15 protein-coding genes are annotated in these 16,061 nt (G+C 33.9%); 11 read left to right on the forward strand and 4 right to left on the reverse strand.

The features are described 5' to 3' along the window. The first annotated feature begins 110 nt into the window (after window positions 1–110). Both DES36_RS05065 and DES36_RS05070 read left to right on the forward strand, forming a co-directional pair. Window positions 111–1,700 (forward strand): hypothetical protein, encoded by a 1,590-nt coding sequence (locus DES36_RS05065; protein ID WP_113920138.1) that lies wholly within the window; start codon window positions 111–113, stop codon window positions 1,698–1,700. A 3-nt stretch (window positions 1,701–1,703) separates the two neighbouring features. Then, entirely contained in the window at window positions 1,704–2,777 is a 1,074-nt protein-coding gene (locus tag DES36_RS05070) for a hypothetical protein (protein ID WP_113920139.1), read from the forward strand. 107 nt (window positions 2,778–2,884) lie between these two features. Here DES36_RS05070 and DES36_RS05075 read toward each other — a convergent pair whose 3' ends face one another. The 3 genes from DES36_RS05075 to DES36_RS05085 form a co-directional block, all read right to left on the reverse strand. Next, the gene (locus DES36_RS05075) at window positions 2,885–3,181 is read right to left on the reverse strand and encodes a hypothetical protein (RefSeq protein WP_113920140.1); all 297 of its coding nucleotides are present in this window, start codon (window positions 3,179–3,181) and stop codon (window positions 2,885–2,887) included. Between the two features lie 151 nt (window positions 3,182–3,332). Then, window positions 3,333–4,973 (reverse strand): diguanylate cyclase, encoded by a 1,641-nt coding sequence (locus tag DES36_RS05080; protein ID WP_113920141.1) that lies wholly within the window; start codon window positions 4,971–4,973, stop codon window positions 3,333–3,335. Between the two features lie 19 nt (window positions 4,974–4,992). Continuing rightward, window positions 4,993–6,741: a sensor domain-containing protein gene (locus DES36_RS05085; protein ID WP_113920142.1), complete on the reverse strand. Its 1,749-nt coding sequence runs from the start codon at window positions 6,739–6,741 to the stop codon at window positions 4,993–4,995. Window positions 6,742–7,104: 363 nt separating this feature from the next. Between DES36_RS05085 and aroD the strand changes: the two genes are divergently transcribed. The 9 genes from aroD to DES36_RS05130 all read left to right on the forward strand — a co-directional run bounded on the left by aroD (window position 7,105) and on the right by DES36_RS05130 (window position 13,937). Then, window positions 7,105–7,863 (forward strand): type I 3-dehydroquinate dehydratase, encoded by a 759-nt coding sequence (gene aroD, locus DES36_RS05090; RefSeq protein ID WP_113920226.1) that lies wholly within the window; start codon window positions 7,105–7,107, stop codon window positions 7,861–7,863. 140 nt (window positions 7,864–8,003) lie between these two features. Further along, window positions 8,004–8,228, forward strand: coding sequence for a hypothetical protein (locus DES36_RS05095; RefSeq protein WP_113920143.1), 225 nt, complete (start codon window positions 8,004–8,006; stop codon window positions 8,226–8,228). 306 nt (window positions 8,229–8,534) lie between these two features. Further along, on the forward strand, window positions 8,535–9,227 hold the full coding sequence (locus tag DES36_RS05100; protein ID WP_113920144.1) for a GTP-binding protein: 693 nt from the start codon (window positions 8,535–8,537) through the stop codon (window positions 9,225–9,227). Then, the gene (locus DES36_RS05105) at window positions 9,224–10,258 is read left to right on the forward strand and encodes an ATP-binding cassette domain-containing protein (RefSeq protein ID WP_113920145.1); all 1,035 of its coding nucleotides are present in this window, start codon (window positions 9,224–9,226) and stop codon (window positions 10,256–10,258) included. Before DES36_RS05100 ends, DES36_RS05105 begins: the two co-directional genes overlap by 4 nt. Window positions 10,259–10,293: 35 nt before the next feature. Next, the gene (locus DES36_RS05110; protein ID WP_113920146.1) at window positions 10,294–11,052 is read left to right on the forward strand and encodes a Rossmann-like domain-containing protein; all 759 of its coding nucleotides are present in this window, start codon (window positions 10,294–10,296) and stop codon (window positions 11,050–11,052) included. Window positions 11,053–11,071: 19 nt separating this feature from the next. Further along, complete coding sequence (locus DES36_RS05115) at window positions 11,072–11,782, forward strand: methyltransferase (protein WP_113920147.1); 711 nt, start codon at window positions 11,072–11,074, stop codon at window positions 11,780–11,782. A 297-nt stretch (window positions 11,783–12,079) separates the two neighbouring features. Beyond that, window positions 12,080–12,451: a GntR family transcriptional regulator gene (locus DES36_RS05120; protein WP_113920148.1), complete on the forward strand. Its 372-nt coding sequence runs from the start codon at window positions 12,080–12,082 to the stop codon at window positions 12,449–12,451. Then, on the forward strand, window positions 12,448–13,146 hold the full coding sequence (locus DES36_RS05125) for an ABC transporter ATP-binding protein (protein WP_113920149.1): 699 nt from the start codon (window positions 12,448–12,450) through the stop codon (window positions 13,144–13,146). The genes DES36_RS05120 and DES36_RS05125 overlap by 4 nt, the downstream gene beginning before the upstream one ends. Beyond that, window positions 13,140–13,937, forward strand: a complete 798-nt coding sequence (locus DES36_RS05130; RefSeq protein WP_113920150.1) for a hypothetical protein — start codon at window positions 13,140–13,142, stop codon at window positions 13,935–13,937. The genes DES36_RS05125 and DES36_RS05130 overlap by 7 nt, the downstream gene beginning before the upstream one ends. A gap of 145 nt (window positions 13,938–14,082) precedes the next feature. Here DES36_RS05130 and DES36_RS05135 read toward each other — a convergent pair whose 3' ends face one another. Further along, the gene (locus DES36_RS05135; RefSeq protein WP_242981706.1) at window positions 14,083–15,912 is read right to left on the reverse strand and encodes an ABC transporter ATP-binding protein; all 1,830 of its coding nucleotides are present in this window, start codon (window positions 15,910–15,912) and stop codon (window positions 14,083–14,085) included. Between the last annotated feature and the right edge of the window lie 149 nt (window positions 15,913–16,061).

Below are 16,061 nucleotides of genomic sequence, written 5' to 3' on the forward strand. Positions count from 1 at the left end.
ACAAGCAACAATATCATACAAATTTCTACAGTATATGATAAAATAAAAATTATCCCACAAATATTTATATTCTATAACATGCTTTTTATTTCAAAAGGAGTAGATCACATATGGTTGACGCAAATATCATTAAATTTCCAGAAATAAAACTTGCAACAGAAGATTTTGAAGTTGAGTTTGATATGGAACTTGAAGCCGTAGGCTATCAGAAAGAAGAAATTAGAAACGGGCTAAATTATATTGATGCACAGTTAATATCCATTCATAGAAGAGTAGATGAATTAAACAAGGAGATAGATGGTTTAACGAATCATTCAGACGGTATTGATTACATAATTGCAGTTAGTAGTGGTATCCTTGCAGGAATTATAGATTCATTTTGGGTTGGCAAATTTGATTTTGAAAATGGTAAGGATTGGGGTAATGATAAGGTCAATAACTTTGTTGTTAAAATGGCACAAACGCAAGGATACGAGGGTGATAACCTTGAAGGAGCAATTAGATACTTAGAAAGTGGAAAAAAACATGGAAATTCTGGAATAAGGAGCGGATTTGGAGCACCAAGTGACAGCACTACAAATGAACTTGGTGGACCTCTTCAACACCATTTGCGTGATTTTGCACATCACCCAACCCCTATGGGTCTCATGTTTTCTTTACTCACCCAATTTACTGAAAAAGCATACGGAACGGATACGAATGGACATTTTATAGTAGTTAATATAAAAGATAAGGCATATATTGGTAAAGATATTCCACAAAAGCTTTTATTCGGCTCTGTATTCTGGTTTCTTCATCTCGTCAGTGATATGGCAGGATCAAATAAATACCATGGTGCTGGAACTGGTTTGCCTGGACCTTTGCTTTCACTTGCAAAAGAATTATCCGTACTTCCTTTCTTTAAAAACATTCATATTGGCGAGAATACATTTTCGGAGTGGCTTTCTAAGCTATTTAATGGAACTTTACTTGGTGAGCACAATTCAGAGGGGAAAGTTATTGACAAGGTTCGATTTGATTTGCGAGCAGAATTAGGAGTAGCACATGAACTTGGACGTCAGGCAATACCGGTTATAATCAATGAATGTATTGTACGAGGCTTCTACTTCATTCGTCGACTTGGAATGGAGATAAAAGAAAAAGGTATAAGAGAGCTAGGTGAGCTAGGCAGAGTAGACTGGGACAAAGTCAAGCCTACTAAGAATCGCACCATTGTACGGATGCTAACAATTGCAACAGGTACATTTACAATGATTGACTTAGGTGATGCTGCAATACGAGGAGGCATAGAATCAATGAAGTCAGCTGGAAATCCATCAATGTTTGCTAAAGAATTCGTTTTGCGTGTAAACTTTGTTGGAGTAGGAAGATTTGCCATTGCAGTGGGAACAGATGTATCAATGGGTATTAAAAACGATAAGCTTCGAAATGAGAGAATGGCCCTTCATAGCAAGCAATTGCACTTCATGAATGCAAAAATATATTATATGCAAGCAGATTCTTGGGTAGCTGCCCAAACAACGGAAAGAACTTTAAATGAGACAGCCGAAGTAATGAAAAGAGCAACTATATTTACAATGGAAACATGGAAAGCCAATAGAGAATCAATGAATAATATCGGTACATATCGCCAAGGTATTGAAAAACATAATCCTGGATTAATCAAAGATATTCATTCTGTTTTAAAATGGGGGTTATAAGCTATGAATCAAAATGGTGATATTTTGCAAACTGATACAGTAATAGAACCTAGGGTGCCAATCCTAAGTGAAGGCGATTTACCTGAAATAATTCAAGGACAATTTATTAAAATTAAAGAGCTCGATAATAGTGTTACTAAATCCATAGAAGCAGCAAATAGAGCATTAGATTCTGCAGAGAGAGCCAAAAATAAATCTGTCGGTTTTGGAAAAAAAAAGGCTGCAATAGAAGAATTGCAATCAGCAGGAGTAGATTTAGCCGAGGCAGTTCAATTAGGTACAAAAGCTCATAAAATATCTTTTGAATTTCAAACTAAACTAGCAAAAATCTCTCAATACTTATTTGCATTAGGCTGTACTAATCTTGCAAACAATCGTACAGTAATTCAACAACTAGAGATGAAACTTCAAGGAGCTTCCGAAGAAGAATTATCTGAACTGGCAACGCAAGAAGTAATCACTGTAGTAAAACAATTAAAGAAACAAGAAGATCTTTTAAAAAAACTAGAAGATCTCACTAATTTGATAAAAAATCACCATGAGCGTTTGGAAATCCAGTCTAAAAAGAACCAAAAAATTGATTGTCAACTACAAGCACAGGAACAAATTGATAAACTTCATGATCAGAAATTGAAGCTTCATGACGAAAATGACAAAAGACTGAATCATCAATTGAAGACTCAAGCTGAAAATCAAAAAAAACTTGAAGAATCCTTACAAATTCAGGTAGAGATTAGTAAAGGACTCCAAGCAAAATTGTTGGTTCACGAACAAATCTATACATCTCATGAACAACAACTGAAAACCCTGGATGAAAATCATAAACGGCTTGAAGAATCTTTGCAAGCTCAGGCTGACATTGATTTACTTCATAGTAAACAATTAGAATCTCAATCTACATTAGGACAATCCCACGATGAACAATTAGCTTCTCTAAAGGAAATAAATAAGACCCTGAAAAATGAAATTGACAGTTTGAAAATCTTATTAGGATCTAAAGCGAACAACAAGTTTGCGTTGTTCACTTTATTCATTGCAATTAGTGCATTAGCGCTGTCTCTAATGCGATTTTTTTAGAATTTATAGACTCTCTATAAATTCACAAATATCTTCCTTTTATACAAGCTACCAAAAGAACCTCTCTTTGTATATGAGAGGCTCTTTTCTAGATAATATTCATACTACTACTCATCCTTTTTCCTGGATAATGCCAATCCGCCAAAACCACTGATAATAGCCATATAAAAACCCAAATTATAAGTAAAGCCATTATTGTAGATTTCATAGATGCTTATATTGTCGTTAAATAAGGAATAAATAAGTGAGAATGGTGCAATCCAACCATGCCAGATCCCTGAGAAGAATCCTGCCGTATCTGTAGGGCTATTACTTCCATCTCCTGGTATGCAACCAGCCAAAGACAAGCAGAAAAGCAAAATAACTGCTAGTAAAAGTGATTTTTTCATTACTTTCTTCTTCATACTTTCCCCCTATTTTATAGATTGGAATAATTGCTTCAATATATATCTCTATTAAATCAAGCTTATCACATCAAAATTGTCATTGCAAATAAATGCGCCGAAGCTACGATTAAAATACAAGCATCAGAATTTCTCTTATAATACTAGTAGGTCATTCTATGATTTTAATAAATAGTTCTGCAAGCTTAGGATCATATTTTTGCCCTGCAAATTCCTTAATATGAGATAAAACTTCTTTTTTCTCTATTGGATTGTTCTCATCATTCTCATTTGTATATCTGTCATAGCACTCAGCTAAGGATATGATTCTAGAATACAATGGAATTTCTTCTCCTTTTAGTCCTTGTGGGTAGCCGCTACCATCCCACAGCTCATGATGATGCAAAACGGCTTCTGCTAATTTATTATTGGCATGAACTAAGTTTAAAATTCTATACCCTAGTAAAGGATGTTTTTTCATTTCTTTTATTTCTTGATGGCAAAGTTTATACTCTTTATCAAAATACTTTTGATCCAATGCAACCTTTCCAATATCATGGATATAACCAGCTGTTTTTAAATTTTGTATCTCATCTTCCGGCAAAAACAATACTCTGCCTAATTTCTTACACAATTGACTTACACGGAGGTAATGATTATATTCTGTTTCACTAATCTTGTGTAATTCATTTATTATGAAACTGACGAGTTGCTCTTGTACTTCCTTTTTCCTTATAGATTTCTCAAAGTACATTTTTTCTTCAGCTTTATCTATTACCTCTTTAAAAGATTGATTCTTATCTACTTTAGTATATGCACCTAAAGACATGTCACATTTTATAAATCTTACTTTTTTCATAGGCAGTTCGTTTTTTATTCTACTGATTATTTTTTTTGCTTCACAATAATTCGTTCGTGGAAGTAAGATCATAAATTCATCTCCACCGATTCTCGCTATAATGTCATCAGCCCTACATACCTCTTTTAATACCTCAGCAATTTTTTTTAGCAGTAGGTCCCCGTAGCTATGTCCAAAGATATCATTCGTAAATTTCAGACCATTGACATCACCCATTATAATAGAAATCGGTAGATTTCTCTCCCTATCAAGGCGTTTTACCTCTTCATCAAAAAATCTCCTATTATACAAATCTGTAAGAGAATCATGAAAGCTTAAATATTCGATATTTTCTAGTGTTTTTCTTCTTTCTACTGCATGCCACACTCCACTCATCAAGGCTGTTAAGTGATAAATATCCTCGTCATTGTAATCTCTACTTTTGTTGCCAACGCCTACTATAGCCACGATTTCGTCATCAATAATAACAGGAATTGTCATTAATTTATTTAAAGACCCATATCCCTTTGGACATCCTGAACATCCTTTTTTTTGTACACATTCTTTGTGAACATCATTTATTACAATTGGTTTTTTCTGCCTTACTACCTCCTCACATACGCCTGTTTTGTCGAGTTCATACTTCATCGATTCTTCCATTAGAATACAATCTTTTATAATGCTACTTGTCCATGAATTAAGGCAAAATTCTCTTCTTTCTTCATCATATAAATAGATATACCCATATTGGCTTTGTGTTAACTTTAGAGCTTGATGTAGGAGATAATCTAACTGCTCTTGTTTGCTTATAAATTTTCTTGTCAAGACATTTGTTAATATTTGTAATCTTAAAACTTCTTTTTCATATCTTTTTTTATTTTCTATTAAAATATTATTACGTCTTTTATAAATCAAAACATGAATGAGTAAAACAAAAATGATGAAAATTAGTATAATAATGCGTACTCCGTTCATTATTACTCCTTTGATATTATTAGTCTTGTATTCCTAACATTCTAAGTGCCTCTTTTTCATAGAGAGGTTTGCTGAAAAGGTACCCCTGAACAAAATCACAATTATTATCAATCAAATATTGTTTTTGCTTTTCATGCTCCACTCCCTCAGCAATAACAGTACAGCCGAGTTTGTGTGCCATAGAGATGATATCGCCTGTAATAACCTCTTCTGTTTTTAGCTTAAGTAATTTATCTATAAAATACTTATCAATCTTTATACAGTCTACGTTCAATTCTCTTAAACGGTATATTGATGAATAACCCGTACCAAAATCATCAATGGAAATTTCAATTCCCATTTCTCTCAATGCATACAATTTTTTATTGACCATTTCGCAATTATCCATAAAAATGGATTCTGTAATCTCAATTCCAAGGTTTTGTGGATTGATTTTTATACCTTCGACTAATGCTCTTAAGTCACTAACAAATTCATCTCTTAAGAGCTGAATCGTAGATACGTTAACAAAAACATTTAAACGATCATAACCAGCTAATTCTAACTTCTTAATAAATTTACACGCCATATGTAAAATATCTAAGCCAATCGGTACGATAAATTGCATCTCTTCAGCAATAGGTATAAACTCAGCTGGAGACACTAACCCAAGTTCTTTTGATTGAAATCGAGCTAAGGCTTCAAATCCATGTATCTTATTTGTTCGAAGATCTATTATTGGTTGATACTGTAAATAAAAGTTTTTATTATTTTTGCCCATTACTATTTTAAACAATTCATCTTTAATATAATTTTCTCTAAATACTTTTTCTTCTAACTCCCCATCATAATAGCAATATTCAAATGTCTTTATATTACTTGTTCTACCTGCTGCAATAGAAACATTCTTAATGATGCTTTCAGCATCATAATTATCTTCTTCAATTTCAAAAATTCCTATAGAACAGCCTATATGATTTAAGATTTGTACCTCTTTAATCGTATCAAAAATTTCCTCACAAAATTGAGCAAGCTCCATTTGATGGTCATATCCTTTTATATAAAATGCAAATTTTTCAAATGATATTTGAAAAATCCTTCTCTTTTCATTTTCAAGGTTTTGTAATTTATACGTTATTGCTTTAATGAGATTTGTACTAAAATGATATCCATAATCTAAGCTTATAGAATTAATCTTATTAAAATCAATTAACAAAATAGCTCTTTTACAATTTTTCCCTTCAATAGATTCTTTAGCTAATTCCCCCTCAAAAAATCGTTGATTGTACAATCCTGTGTATTTATCATGCTCATTAGCATACTTTAATTGATATTCCTTCTTTTTCCAATCTGTAATATCTCGAATGATTGATATATGATTATTTTTGAATTTGTTACTACATTCTAATTTAATTGCAGTTAAAAGAACCCATACACTTGAGCCATTTGGCTTTATAAAACGTTTTTCAATAGAATAGCTATTAATGCTTCCTTTCATCAATTTATTATACATATAAAGATCCTTTTCTAAATCATCAGGATGTGTAATTTGACTCCAGCCTATTCTTATCAATTCCTCTTTTTTTCTTCCTGTAATCTTTTCGTACATAGAATTAATGAGGACTAGAGACTTTTCTTTTGTAGTGATTGGATAACAATTATGTGAAATGGCGATACCAAAGGGTACTTGTTCAAGTATAGTATAGTAATTTTCTAAAGTTAATATATGCTTTGAAATGATTGACTTATCCCAATTCGCTTCATTATACTCTTCTATTTCCTCAATCATGTGATTCCTCCAGATGTTATTATTGATTCACAAAATCAAATTACTATTAAAGTCTGTATTTTTATTTACATTTAACAAAATTATATATTAATAATTTAGGAATTACAATAAATTACTTATGTATAAACTAAGTGTAAACAGAAGTAGCCATCAATATATTCAAGGGTTTAAGAGTTGTGATTTTATTGACTACCTTTGTTATTTTTCCTATACTTTAAGTAGAATGTAATAGTGTGATAAGAATTCATTACTAAATTGTAAAAAACAAGAAGAATAATGAAAAAAGAACAATAAGATTTAGTAGTTCATAAAAGGAGGTTTACAATGGGTAAACATTCAATCATACAAAGAGTTACAGGTCATATGAATACTGTAAAAGTAAAAAATATTGTATTTAATGAAGGTGCTCCAAAAATCTGTGTTCCCCTAGTTGGAAAAACAGAGCAAGCCATACTAGATGAAGTCGATTTTTTAAATACAGTTGACTTTGATTTAGCAGAATTTAGAGTTGATTTTTATGAAAATGTAGAAGATTTTGACAAAGTAGAAGAACTCCTTCAAAAAATCCGTCAAAAGTACAACAAACCTCTTCTCTTTACCTTCAGAACAAAAAAAGAAGGTGGAGAATATGAAATGAGTGAAGAGAAATACTTTCAGCTAAATCATAAGGCCATCAAATCTGGATATATTGATATCGTCGATGTAGAACTATTCTCTTCTGAAAAGAATATCAAGGAACTAATTGCCCTTGCAAAAGAAAAGAATGTCAAAGTCATCATATCAAACCATGATTTTTTCAAAACACCTGAAAAATCAGAAATCGTAAATCGACTCATTAAAATGCAAGAATACGATGCAGATATTACTAAAATTGCAGTTATGCCCCAATGCGAAGAAGATGTGCTAACCCTGCTTTCTGCAACTCTAGAGATGAAAAAACAAAAAGGGGATCGCCCTTGCATCACCATGTCAATGGCATCCCTAGGTGTGATTTCTAGGCTGTCAGGTGAGTTATTTGGCTCTTGCATGACATTTGCAGCAGCAAAAGAAGTATCCGCACCAGGACAAGTTAGCGTAAAAGAGTTAAGAAACATTTTAAATTTGCTACACTTTGAACAATAGTATTTTGGGCAATAATCGAACAATAGCTGAATAATTGTTAAAATCAAAACTTTCCCTATACAAGCGATGTACAGACTGATTTAAATATAAGTTTCTGGGTATACTATATGTACAAAGTAGATAATAAGGAGGTTATCTTCATGTACGTCAAAAATATACAAATTATAAAGGATTATTTTTTAAACGCTGGGATAACTCCCAAAGCCTTAGAGACACTTATACCAAAACGAATAGAAACAGAAGTTGTTTCTATGGAAGAAATCTTTGAGTATATTATGGAACCAGAAAGAATGGAAAATGTAAAAACAATTGATTCTGACCCAGAATTCGCTCGTTGGAGCGATGGAAAAGAACTGTTTATGTAAATGAACTCTTTTAACAAAGCAAAAAATAGTGAGGGAAACCTCGCTATTTTTTTGATGATTTTAGTAAAGTGAAATGACAAAACAAGGTTAAATATTGCTCTTTTTTACAGAAATCTAGTAAAAAAATCAAAATATTCCATATTATGTATGGATTAATATTAGTATTTATATTATAATCATATTACATTTGTTTTAGTTTGTTTTAATTTGTTTTAATTTGATTAAGATTTCTCATTAACTTGTGTATATCTTTTCAAGTATGATACACTATGGATAATATTAAGTAGAATATATAAGGAGGTTCTCATGAAATTAATCACCGTAGCTGGTCCCCCCTCTTCTGGGAAGACCTCTGTAATCATAAGATTAATCGAATGCATGGACATGCCAAAGAGTAGCATTGGCGTTGTCAAATTCGATTGCCTTACTTCCTTTGACAATCTGCGTTACAATGAGGCTAATATTCCAAATGAAACGGGTTTCTCAGGAAAAATATGTCCAGATCACTTTTTTGTCAGCAATATTGAAGATGCCGTCCAGTGGGGTATCGAATCAAATTTTGAAATGCTTATCACCGAAAGCGCTGGCCTTTGTAATCGTTGTTCCCCCTATATAAATGGAATTTTATCGATTTGCGTCATAGACAATCTCTCTGGAATAAATACCCCAAGAAAAATAGGCCCTATGCTAAAATTTGCAGATATTGTTGTGGTCACAAAAGGCGATATTGTCTCACAAGCAGAGCGGGAAGTCTTTACATTTAATATTAAACAAGTAAATACATCTGCAAAGGTGATCTTTGTCAACGGCATTACGGGACAAGGAAGTTTTTTACTTGCAAAGTATTTAAAGCAGGCTCAAGATATTCATACCCTTAAAGACATGAAGCTAAAGTTTACCACGCCTGCGGCTGTTTGTTCTTACTGTACCGGTGAAACAAAAATAGGAGACCTCTATCAAATGGGAATGATGAAGAAAATGGAGTTTAATAAATTATGATGATTGAAGACTTTTTTTCCATATTACATAATCAAAATCTCGACGAAATACTAAAAACATATCCAATTGTTATGGATTTTCTCGCTAATTATCGATTAGAAGATATTGCAAAAGACAAACCTTTTATTGAAGCTTTAGATCAAGCATATGATGAAATCCTAGAAGAATTTGGAGTAGATCAATACAGTATGCTTTTAAGCCTACATTCTTTTTTGAAAACCTTTACCTCTGAAGAAACTGCTCTTGCCTCTGTTTCTTCCTTGACTATTCTAGGAGGTTTCAATAAATCACGGGAAGCTGAGAATGTTTCTCTTAAGATTCAATCTGGGGAGATCATCAGTATAGTAGGACCTACAGGCTCTGGAAAAAGCAGACTCTTAAACGATATCGAATGTTTAGCACAAGCAGATACTCCTACAGGAAGGAAAATCCTTGTAAATGATAGCGAAATAGATGAAGATAGCCGTTTTGAAATAGAAGGCAAACTAGTAGCTCAACTTTCACAAAATATGAATTTTGTTATGGATTTAACTGTACAAGAGTTTTTAGAGATGCATGCTAAGAGTAGACTTACTCCCAAAGCAGAGACCGTAATAGAAAAGTGCTTTACATGCGCTAATGATTTAGCTGGCGAAAAATTCTCAAAAGATACTAAGGTCACTCAACTTAGCGGAGGACAATCTAGAGCACTAATGATTGCAGACACCGCTTTTATGAGCAATTCGCCCATCGTGCTCATTGATGAAATTGAAAATGCCGGCATCGACAGGCGTCAAGCTATTGAGCTTCTAGCTCGAAATGATAAGATCATCTTGGTCTCCACTCACGACCCCCTACTAGCCCTTAGTGCAGATAAAAGAGTAGTCATTAAAAATGGCGGTATGTATAAAATAATTGAAACCTCAGAAGAAGAAAAGCAAAGCCTAGCTGCAATTGAAAAGCTAGATAATATTCAGCATATGCTTCGTCAAAAATTGAGATTTGGTCATTGTATCACAGAAGATATATTTGAGAACTTACATATTAGATAGTGAATTACAATGCAAATGTAGAAGGGAGTTTTAGTATGTGGGAAATATATGATACCTTAATTGATGGAATCGATGAAAATAAGATTGTAGACGAGCTAATTTGTGGAAGACATTATGCTTATGTCCGAAGTGGAGACTGGGTTGGTATCTCTGGTGTACGCTATGGAGATACGAGACCATCAATTTTTTCTAAAAACTTAATCGGTGCACCTTTAAAAGAGGTAGCTACTTGTATCAAATCTTGGAATTTTCTTGAATCTTCAATAGGTTTGGCCGCTATAAATGCCAACTACAATAATCTAGACACTGCAAGAAAAAATGGAGTTTCCTTTTCTGATACGAAACGGGTTGAAGACCGTATTTTCGACCCATTCATCATGTACCAAAACATGGTGAAAGGTAAAAATGTAGCAGTATATGGTCACTTTACAAAATTAGAGAGTTTGATTGAACCAGTATGTAATCTGTCTATTATCGAATGGGAACCTGAAGATGACGACTTTCCTGTAACTGCCAGCGAATACATTTTGCCCCAATGCGATTATGTTTTCCTGTCAAATAGCAGTGTTATAGATAAAACTTTACCTAGATTTATTGAAATCTCTAAAAACGCCAAGCAAATTACCATCGTTGGGCCAGGAACGCCTCTAGCTCCTTGTCTTTTTGACTTTGGCATTGGTGATTTATCTGGATTTGTGGTCAAGGATAACGAAAAAGCCTCTAGAATCGCAGCAAGATCTGAAAATGTTCGAATTTATACTGCTGGACAGAAGGTCTCTTTTAAGAAACCGTAATACAAAGGAGGAAATAAATGTGAAATTTGATTGGAATGAAGGCACTATTAGGCGATACATAGAAGCAAATGAATATACTGGTTTTTTTAAAAATATCGCCCAGATTATTAAGCCAAAACTAGAAGGCTTTTCTACCCTTTGCGATATCGGATGCGGACTTGGTCTTTTGGATTTAGAACTACATCATAATATTGAAAATATCACCTGTACAGATATAAACCAAGTCGCTCTTAATGCCCTTGAGCAAACGATAAATGAAAAAAATATCCAAAATATAAGAACTCAGATTATGGATTCTAATCATATTCAAGGTCAATGGGATATTATCTTAGTTAGCTTCTTTGGAGCAAAAGAACTAGAATGTTTCTTGCCCCACTGTAAAAAGCTAATCGCTGTCGTACATGGTGACAAGGAAGGCAATCTATCTCCTACAAAATGTGACACATTTAAAAAAATGAATGTAAGTGATGTAGAGGAAAACCTTAGAGAAAAGGCCATTCATTATTCTTTAACTCACCACGCCTTTGAATTTGGACAACCCCTTACTTCTATAGAAGAAGCAAGAGAATACATCCAAGACCATACCCCAGATATTACTCCAGGAGACTTAGAGATTTTTCTTTCCGAAAAACTCAAGAAGACAGGAGAAGAAAAATACCCCTTCTATATTCCTCGTATGAAGAAAATGGGAATCTTTGAAATCAAAGGAGAACAGTTCCAATCTATTTAAAAATTTTCATATAATAAACCCTATGAAAAAGCGCCTTCGCGCTTTAGTCACTAGCATTAGGGTATTCCTTATGAATTAAGATATTTCGCTTGCGCTCAGATGACTAGACAAGAGCTAAAATTAAAAGTAGAACTTTCATATTCAAATAGAAAAGACTGTTAGATGTTTCTAACAGTCTTTTCTATTATATTAAATAATTATTTTAAATATGTATTGACATTGCAGATAGAATTACATATTATTGTATTAAGTTATTAGTACATTAATACAAAGTTCATTAATATTAGGAGTGATAAAATGTCGTGGGATTTATCATCGGACCGACCAATATATGCTCAACTGATCGAGCAGATAGAGCTAAAAATCTGCGCTGGAATCTATCCATCGGGCTCAAAGATGCCATCGGTGAGAGATTTAGCTCAAGAGGCAGCAGTAAACCCAAATACTATGCAGAGAGCTCTTTCTGGATTAGAAGATGCTGGTTTACTATACACTCAACGCACCAGCGGGCGATTTGTAACGGAGGATGTAGATATGATAAAACAAACAAGAACAAAGCTAGCAAAAGAACAAATCGAAGTCTTTCTAAAGAAGATGTCAGAACTAGGATTTAAGCACGAAGAAATCGTAGAAATATTAAGTAGTTTATCAGGGGGGAATGAAAAATGAGCTATATCTTAGAATGTAATAATATGACCAAAACCTTCAATGGAAAAACAGCATTAAAAGATCTAAATCTAAAAATACCTACAGGAAGAATTATTGGTTTATTAGGGCCAAATGGCAGTGGAAAAACCACTTTTATCAAATTATGTAATTCTCTGCTTACGCCTACTAAAGGTGAGCTGTTTATTGATGGAAAGAAGCCTGGAATCGAAACAAAGGCTGTAGTCTCCTATCTTCCAGAGCGCAGCTATTTAAATGAATGGATGAAAGTTAAAGATGTAATAGAGATGTTTGAAGACTTTTACCATGATTTTAATTCTGAAAAAGCATATGATATGCTACGTAAACTACATTTAAGCCCTGAACACAGACTAAAAACCATGTCAAAGGGTACCAAAGAGAAGATGCAGCTTATACTAGTCATGAGCCGCGAAGCAAAGCTTTATCTTTTAGATGAGCCTATAGGCGGTGTAGATCCTGCTGCAAGAGATTATATTTTAGAAACCATTCTAAAAAATTACAACGAAGACGCCACTATTATCATATCAACCCATTTGATTTCAGATATTGAAAAAATATTAGACGATATCATTTTTTTAAAAGAGGGTCAGGTCGTTCTAACAAAAACCGTCGATGAAATTCGAGAGGAAGAAGGCAAATCCATAGATTCATTATTTAGGGAGGTATTTAAATGTTAGGAAAACTATTAAAATATGAAATCAAAGCTACAGCTAGAACACTGCTACCTCTTTACCTTATCTTATTTGTTGTTACAGTGGTCAATCGATTTCTTAATCCCTTTGAAATCCTGGAAAATGCCCAAGGGTTTAATATTCAGATATTGGTAAATGTTTTAAGCGTTATATTATACTTTACAATCGCATTTAGCGTTATGGCTGCAACCTTTATAATAATGATTCAACGATTTTATAAAAACTTTTTAGGTGACGAAGGCTATCTTAGCTTTACCTTACCAGTAGAAACTTGGAAACATGTCTTAAGCAAGCTCCTTACTTCTATGATGTGGATCATCTTAAGTATACTAGCAGTTATAGCTTCGATTATTATCATTGCTGATATAGATAGTCTTATGAGTGGATTTTCAACATTTTTAGAGGAAATAGGAACTACCTTTGGAAGTGGAATATATATTATGCTACCTATCTACATGCTGTCAGGACTTACCCTTGCAATACTGGTAATTTATAATTCCATCTCAATAGGCCATCATTTTCAAAACCACAAGGTCCTTGCGTCCTTTGCAACTTTTGGAGTATTTTATCTCTTCACACAGATTGTGTTAGTAATTATGCTTATGATCTATGTGATAATGAATTATGGAAGCCTAGCTGCCGCACCAATAAATGCAACAACAGTGCCAAATGCAGGTATTCTTTTGGGTACAGTCATAGCGATACTTCTACTGATGTGTATAGGCCATTTTATATCAACAAATTATTTTCTGAAAAACAAGCTAAATCTAGAGTAAGATGCGCAATTTAATTCGTAAGAAAAAATGAAAAACGGGTAAATTGGCAATAGCCTCTTTACCCGTTTCCTCTATCATGTAATCAACATACCCCTAGCTCTTACTAATTATCATCATTTACTGCATTAACTATAAGAAATATAATTTACTGAGCAAACTGGCTTTGGTACAAATCTGCGTAAAATCCGTGTTTTTCTAAAAGATCTTCGTGATTTCCCATCTCTATTATGCTCCCCTCTTTCATAACGAGAATGGTCTGTGCATCTCGAACGGTTGACAATCGATGGGCGATGACGAAACTGGTTCTGCCTTTCATCAAATTAATCATGGCCTTTTGTATTAGAACTTCTGTTCTCGTATCTACGCTGCTTGTCGCTTCATCGAGAATTAAAATTCTTGGATCTGCTAGTATCGCTCTTGCAATGGTAATGAGTTGTTTTTGCCCTTGTGAGATATTGGTTGCCTCTTCGTTGAGAACTGTCTCATATCCATCGGGCAATGTTCGAACGAAGTGGTCCACATGGGCAGCTTTCGCTGCTTCAAGAATCTCTTCTTCTGTTGCATTTTCTTTTCCATATGCAATATTTTCTTTTATGGTACCATTAAATAACCAGGTATCTTGTAGTACCATTCCAAACACTCTACGCAAGCTGCTTCTTCGAATAGAAGTAGTATCCATACCATCTACAGTGATTTTTCCCCCTCCAATTTCATAAAATCTCATTAATAGATTGACCAAGGTCGTCTTCCCTGCTCCAGTAGGTCCTACAATGGCAACTGTTTGGCCTTCCTTTACCTGGAGATTCAGGTTTTCGATTAGAGGTGTATCTTCTTCATAGCGGAATGACACGTTTTCTAAAATTACATCACCTTTTGCATTTTCAATCGTAATAGAGTCGGCTGAATCTGGTACCTCCTCCTCTTCGTCGAGCACTTCAAAAATTCTCTCTGCACAGGCAACAGTCGATTGAATGACATTGGCAATATTCGCCGTTTGGACAATAGGCATAGTAAAAGATTTGGAATACTGAATAAAAGCGAGCATATCGCCAATCTTTAATAAATCCTTCGTAATCCATATGCCTCCAACGATGCTGATTAAGACGTATCCAATATTGCTTACAAAGTTTAGCAGTGGAAACATAATTCCTGAAACGAATTGAGCTTTCCAACTAGCTTCGTATAATTTTTCGTTGACCTCATTAAATTTATCTACAGATTCCCTCTCGTAATTAAATACCTTCACAATCTTATGCCCTGTATACATTTCTTCCACATGACCGCTAAGGTCTCCTAGTTCAGCTTGTTGAGCAGCAAAGTGTTTTTGTGATTTTTTTGCAATGGTTACCGTGGCTAATACATAAAATGGTAAAGTTGCTATGACGATGAGGGTTAGCGTTTTGCTAATAGTTAGCATCATAACCACATATCCTATGATGGATATCACAGAAGTAATTGCTTGTGTCAAACTTTGCTGCAAAGTAGAGGCAATGGTATCTACGTCATTGGTTACCCTACTAAGCATATCTCCATGGGGATGCATATCAAAGTACTTTAGTGGAAGCTTAGCGAATTTATGATCTACTTCCCTTCTTAAATCCCTTACCGTGTTTTGAGATACGCCCGACATGACAAGGCCCATAACTAAACTGAATAGGGAACTTATGATGTACATGGCAACTAAAATTAACACGATTTGCCCAATATAGTTAAAATCTATTTTACCATTGGTCTCTTCAATAGCGGTGATGACACCTTCAATTTGTTCGTCTGTCAACTCTACTTCAGAATCAGGACTACTTGGTGCATTGTCTATAGATGACATTTTTGATCCTAAGTTGATAACTTTTTTTATAGTTTCGGCCTTTTCCTTTGAAGATTGAATTTCTTTAACGATTGGAAGAGAAACAAACTCTCTCAAGGCATCTATATCCTCAGCACTAAATTCTTGTGTAGTGGTGTTGTCTGATTCCATTTCGGGGAGATCTTTAAAAAGCAAAAGCATTTCATTTAAGGCCTGTAATTTCTCATCTTGCTTTTCAATCTCATCAAACTCTTTTAATACAAGCAAAGCTTTTACATTATCTAAGGATTTTACATCAAATGAGTTCTCTTCTCCTGAAG

The organism is Alkalibaculum bacchi, assembly GCF_003317055.1.
Taxonomy (GTDB): domain Bacteria; phylum Bacillota; class Clostridia; order Eubacteriales; family Alkalibacteraceae; genus Alkalibaculum; species Alkalibaculum bacchi.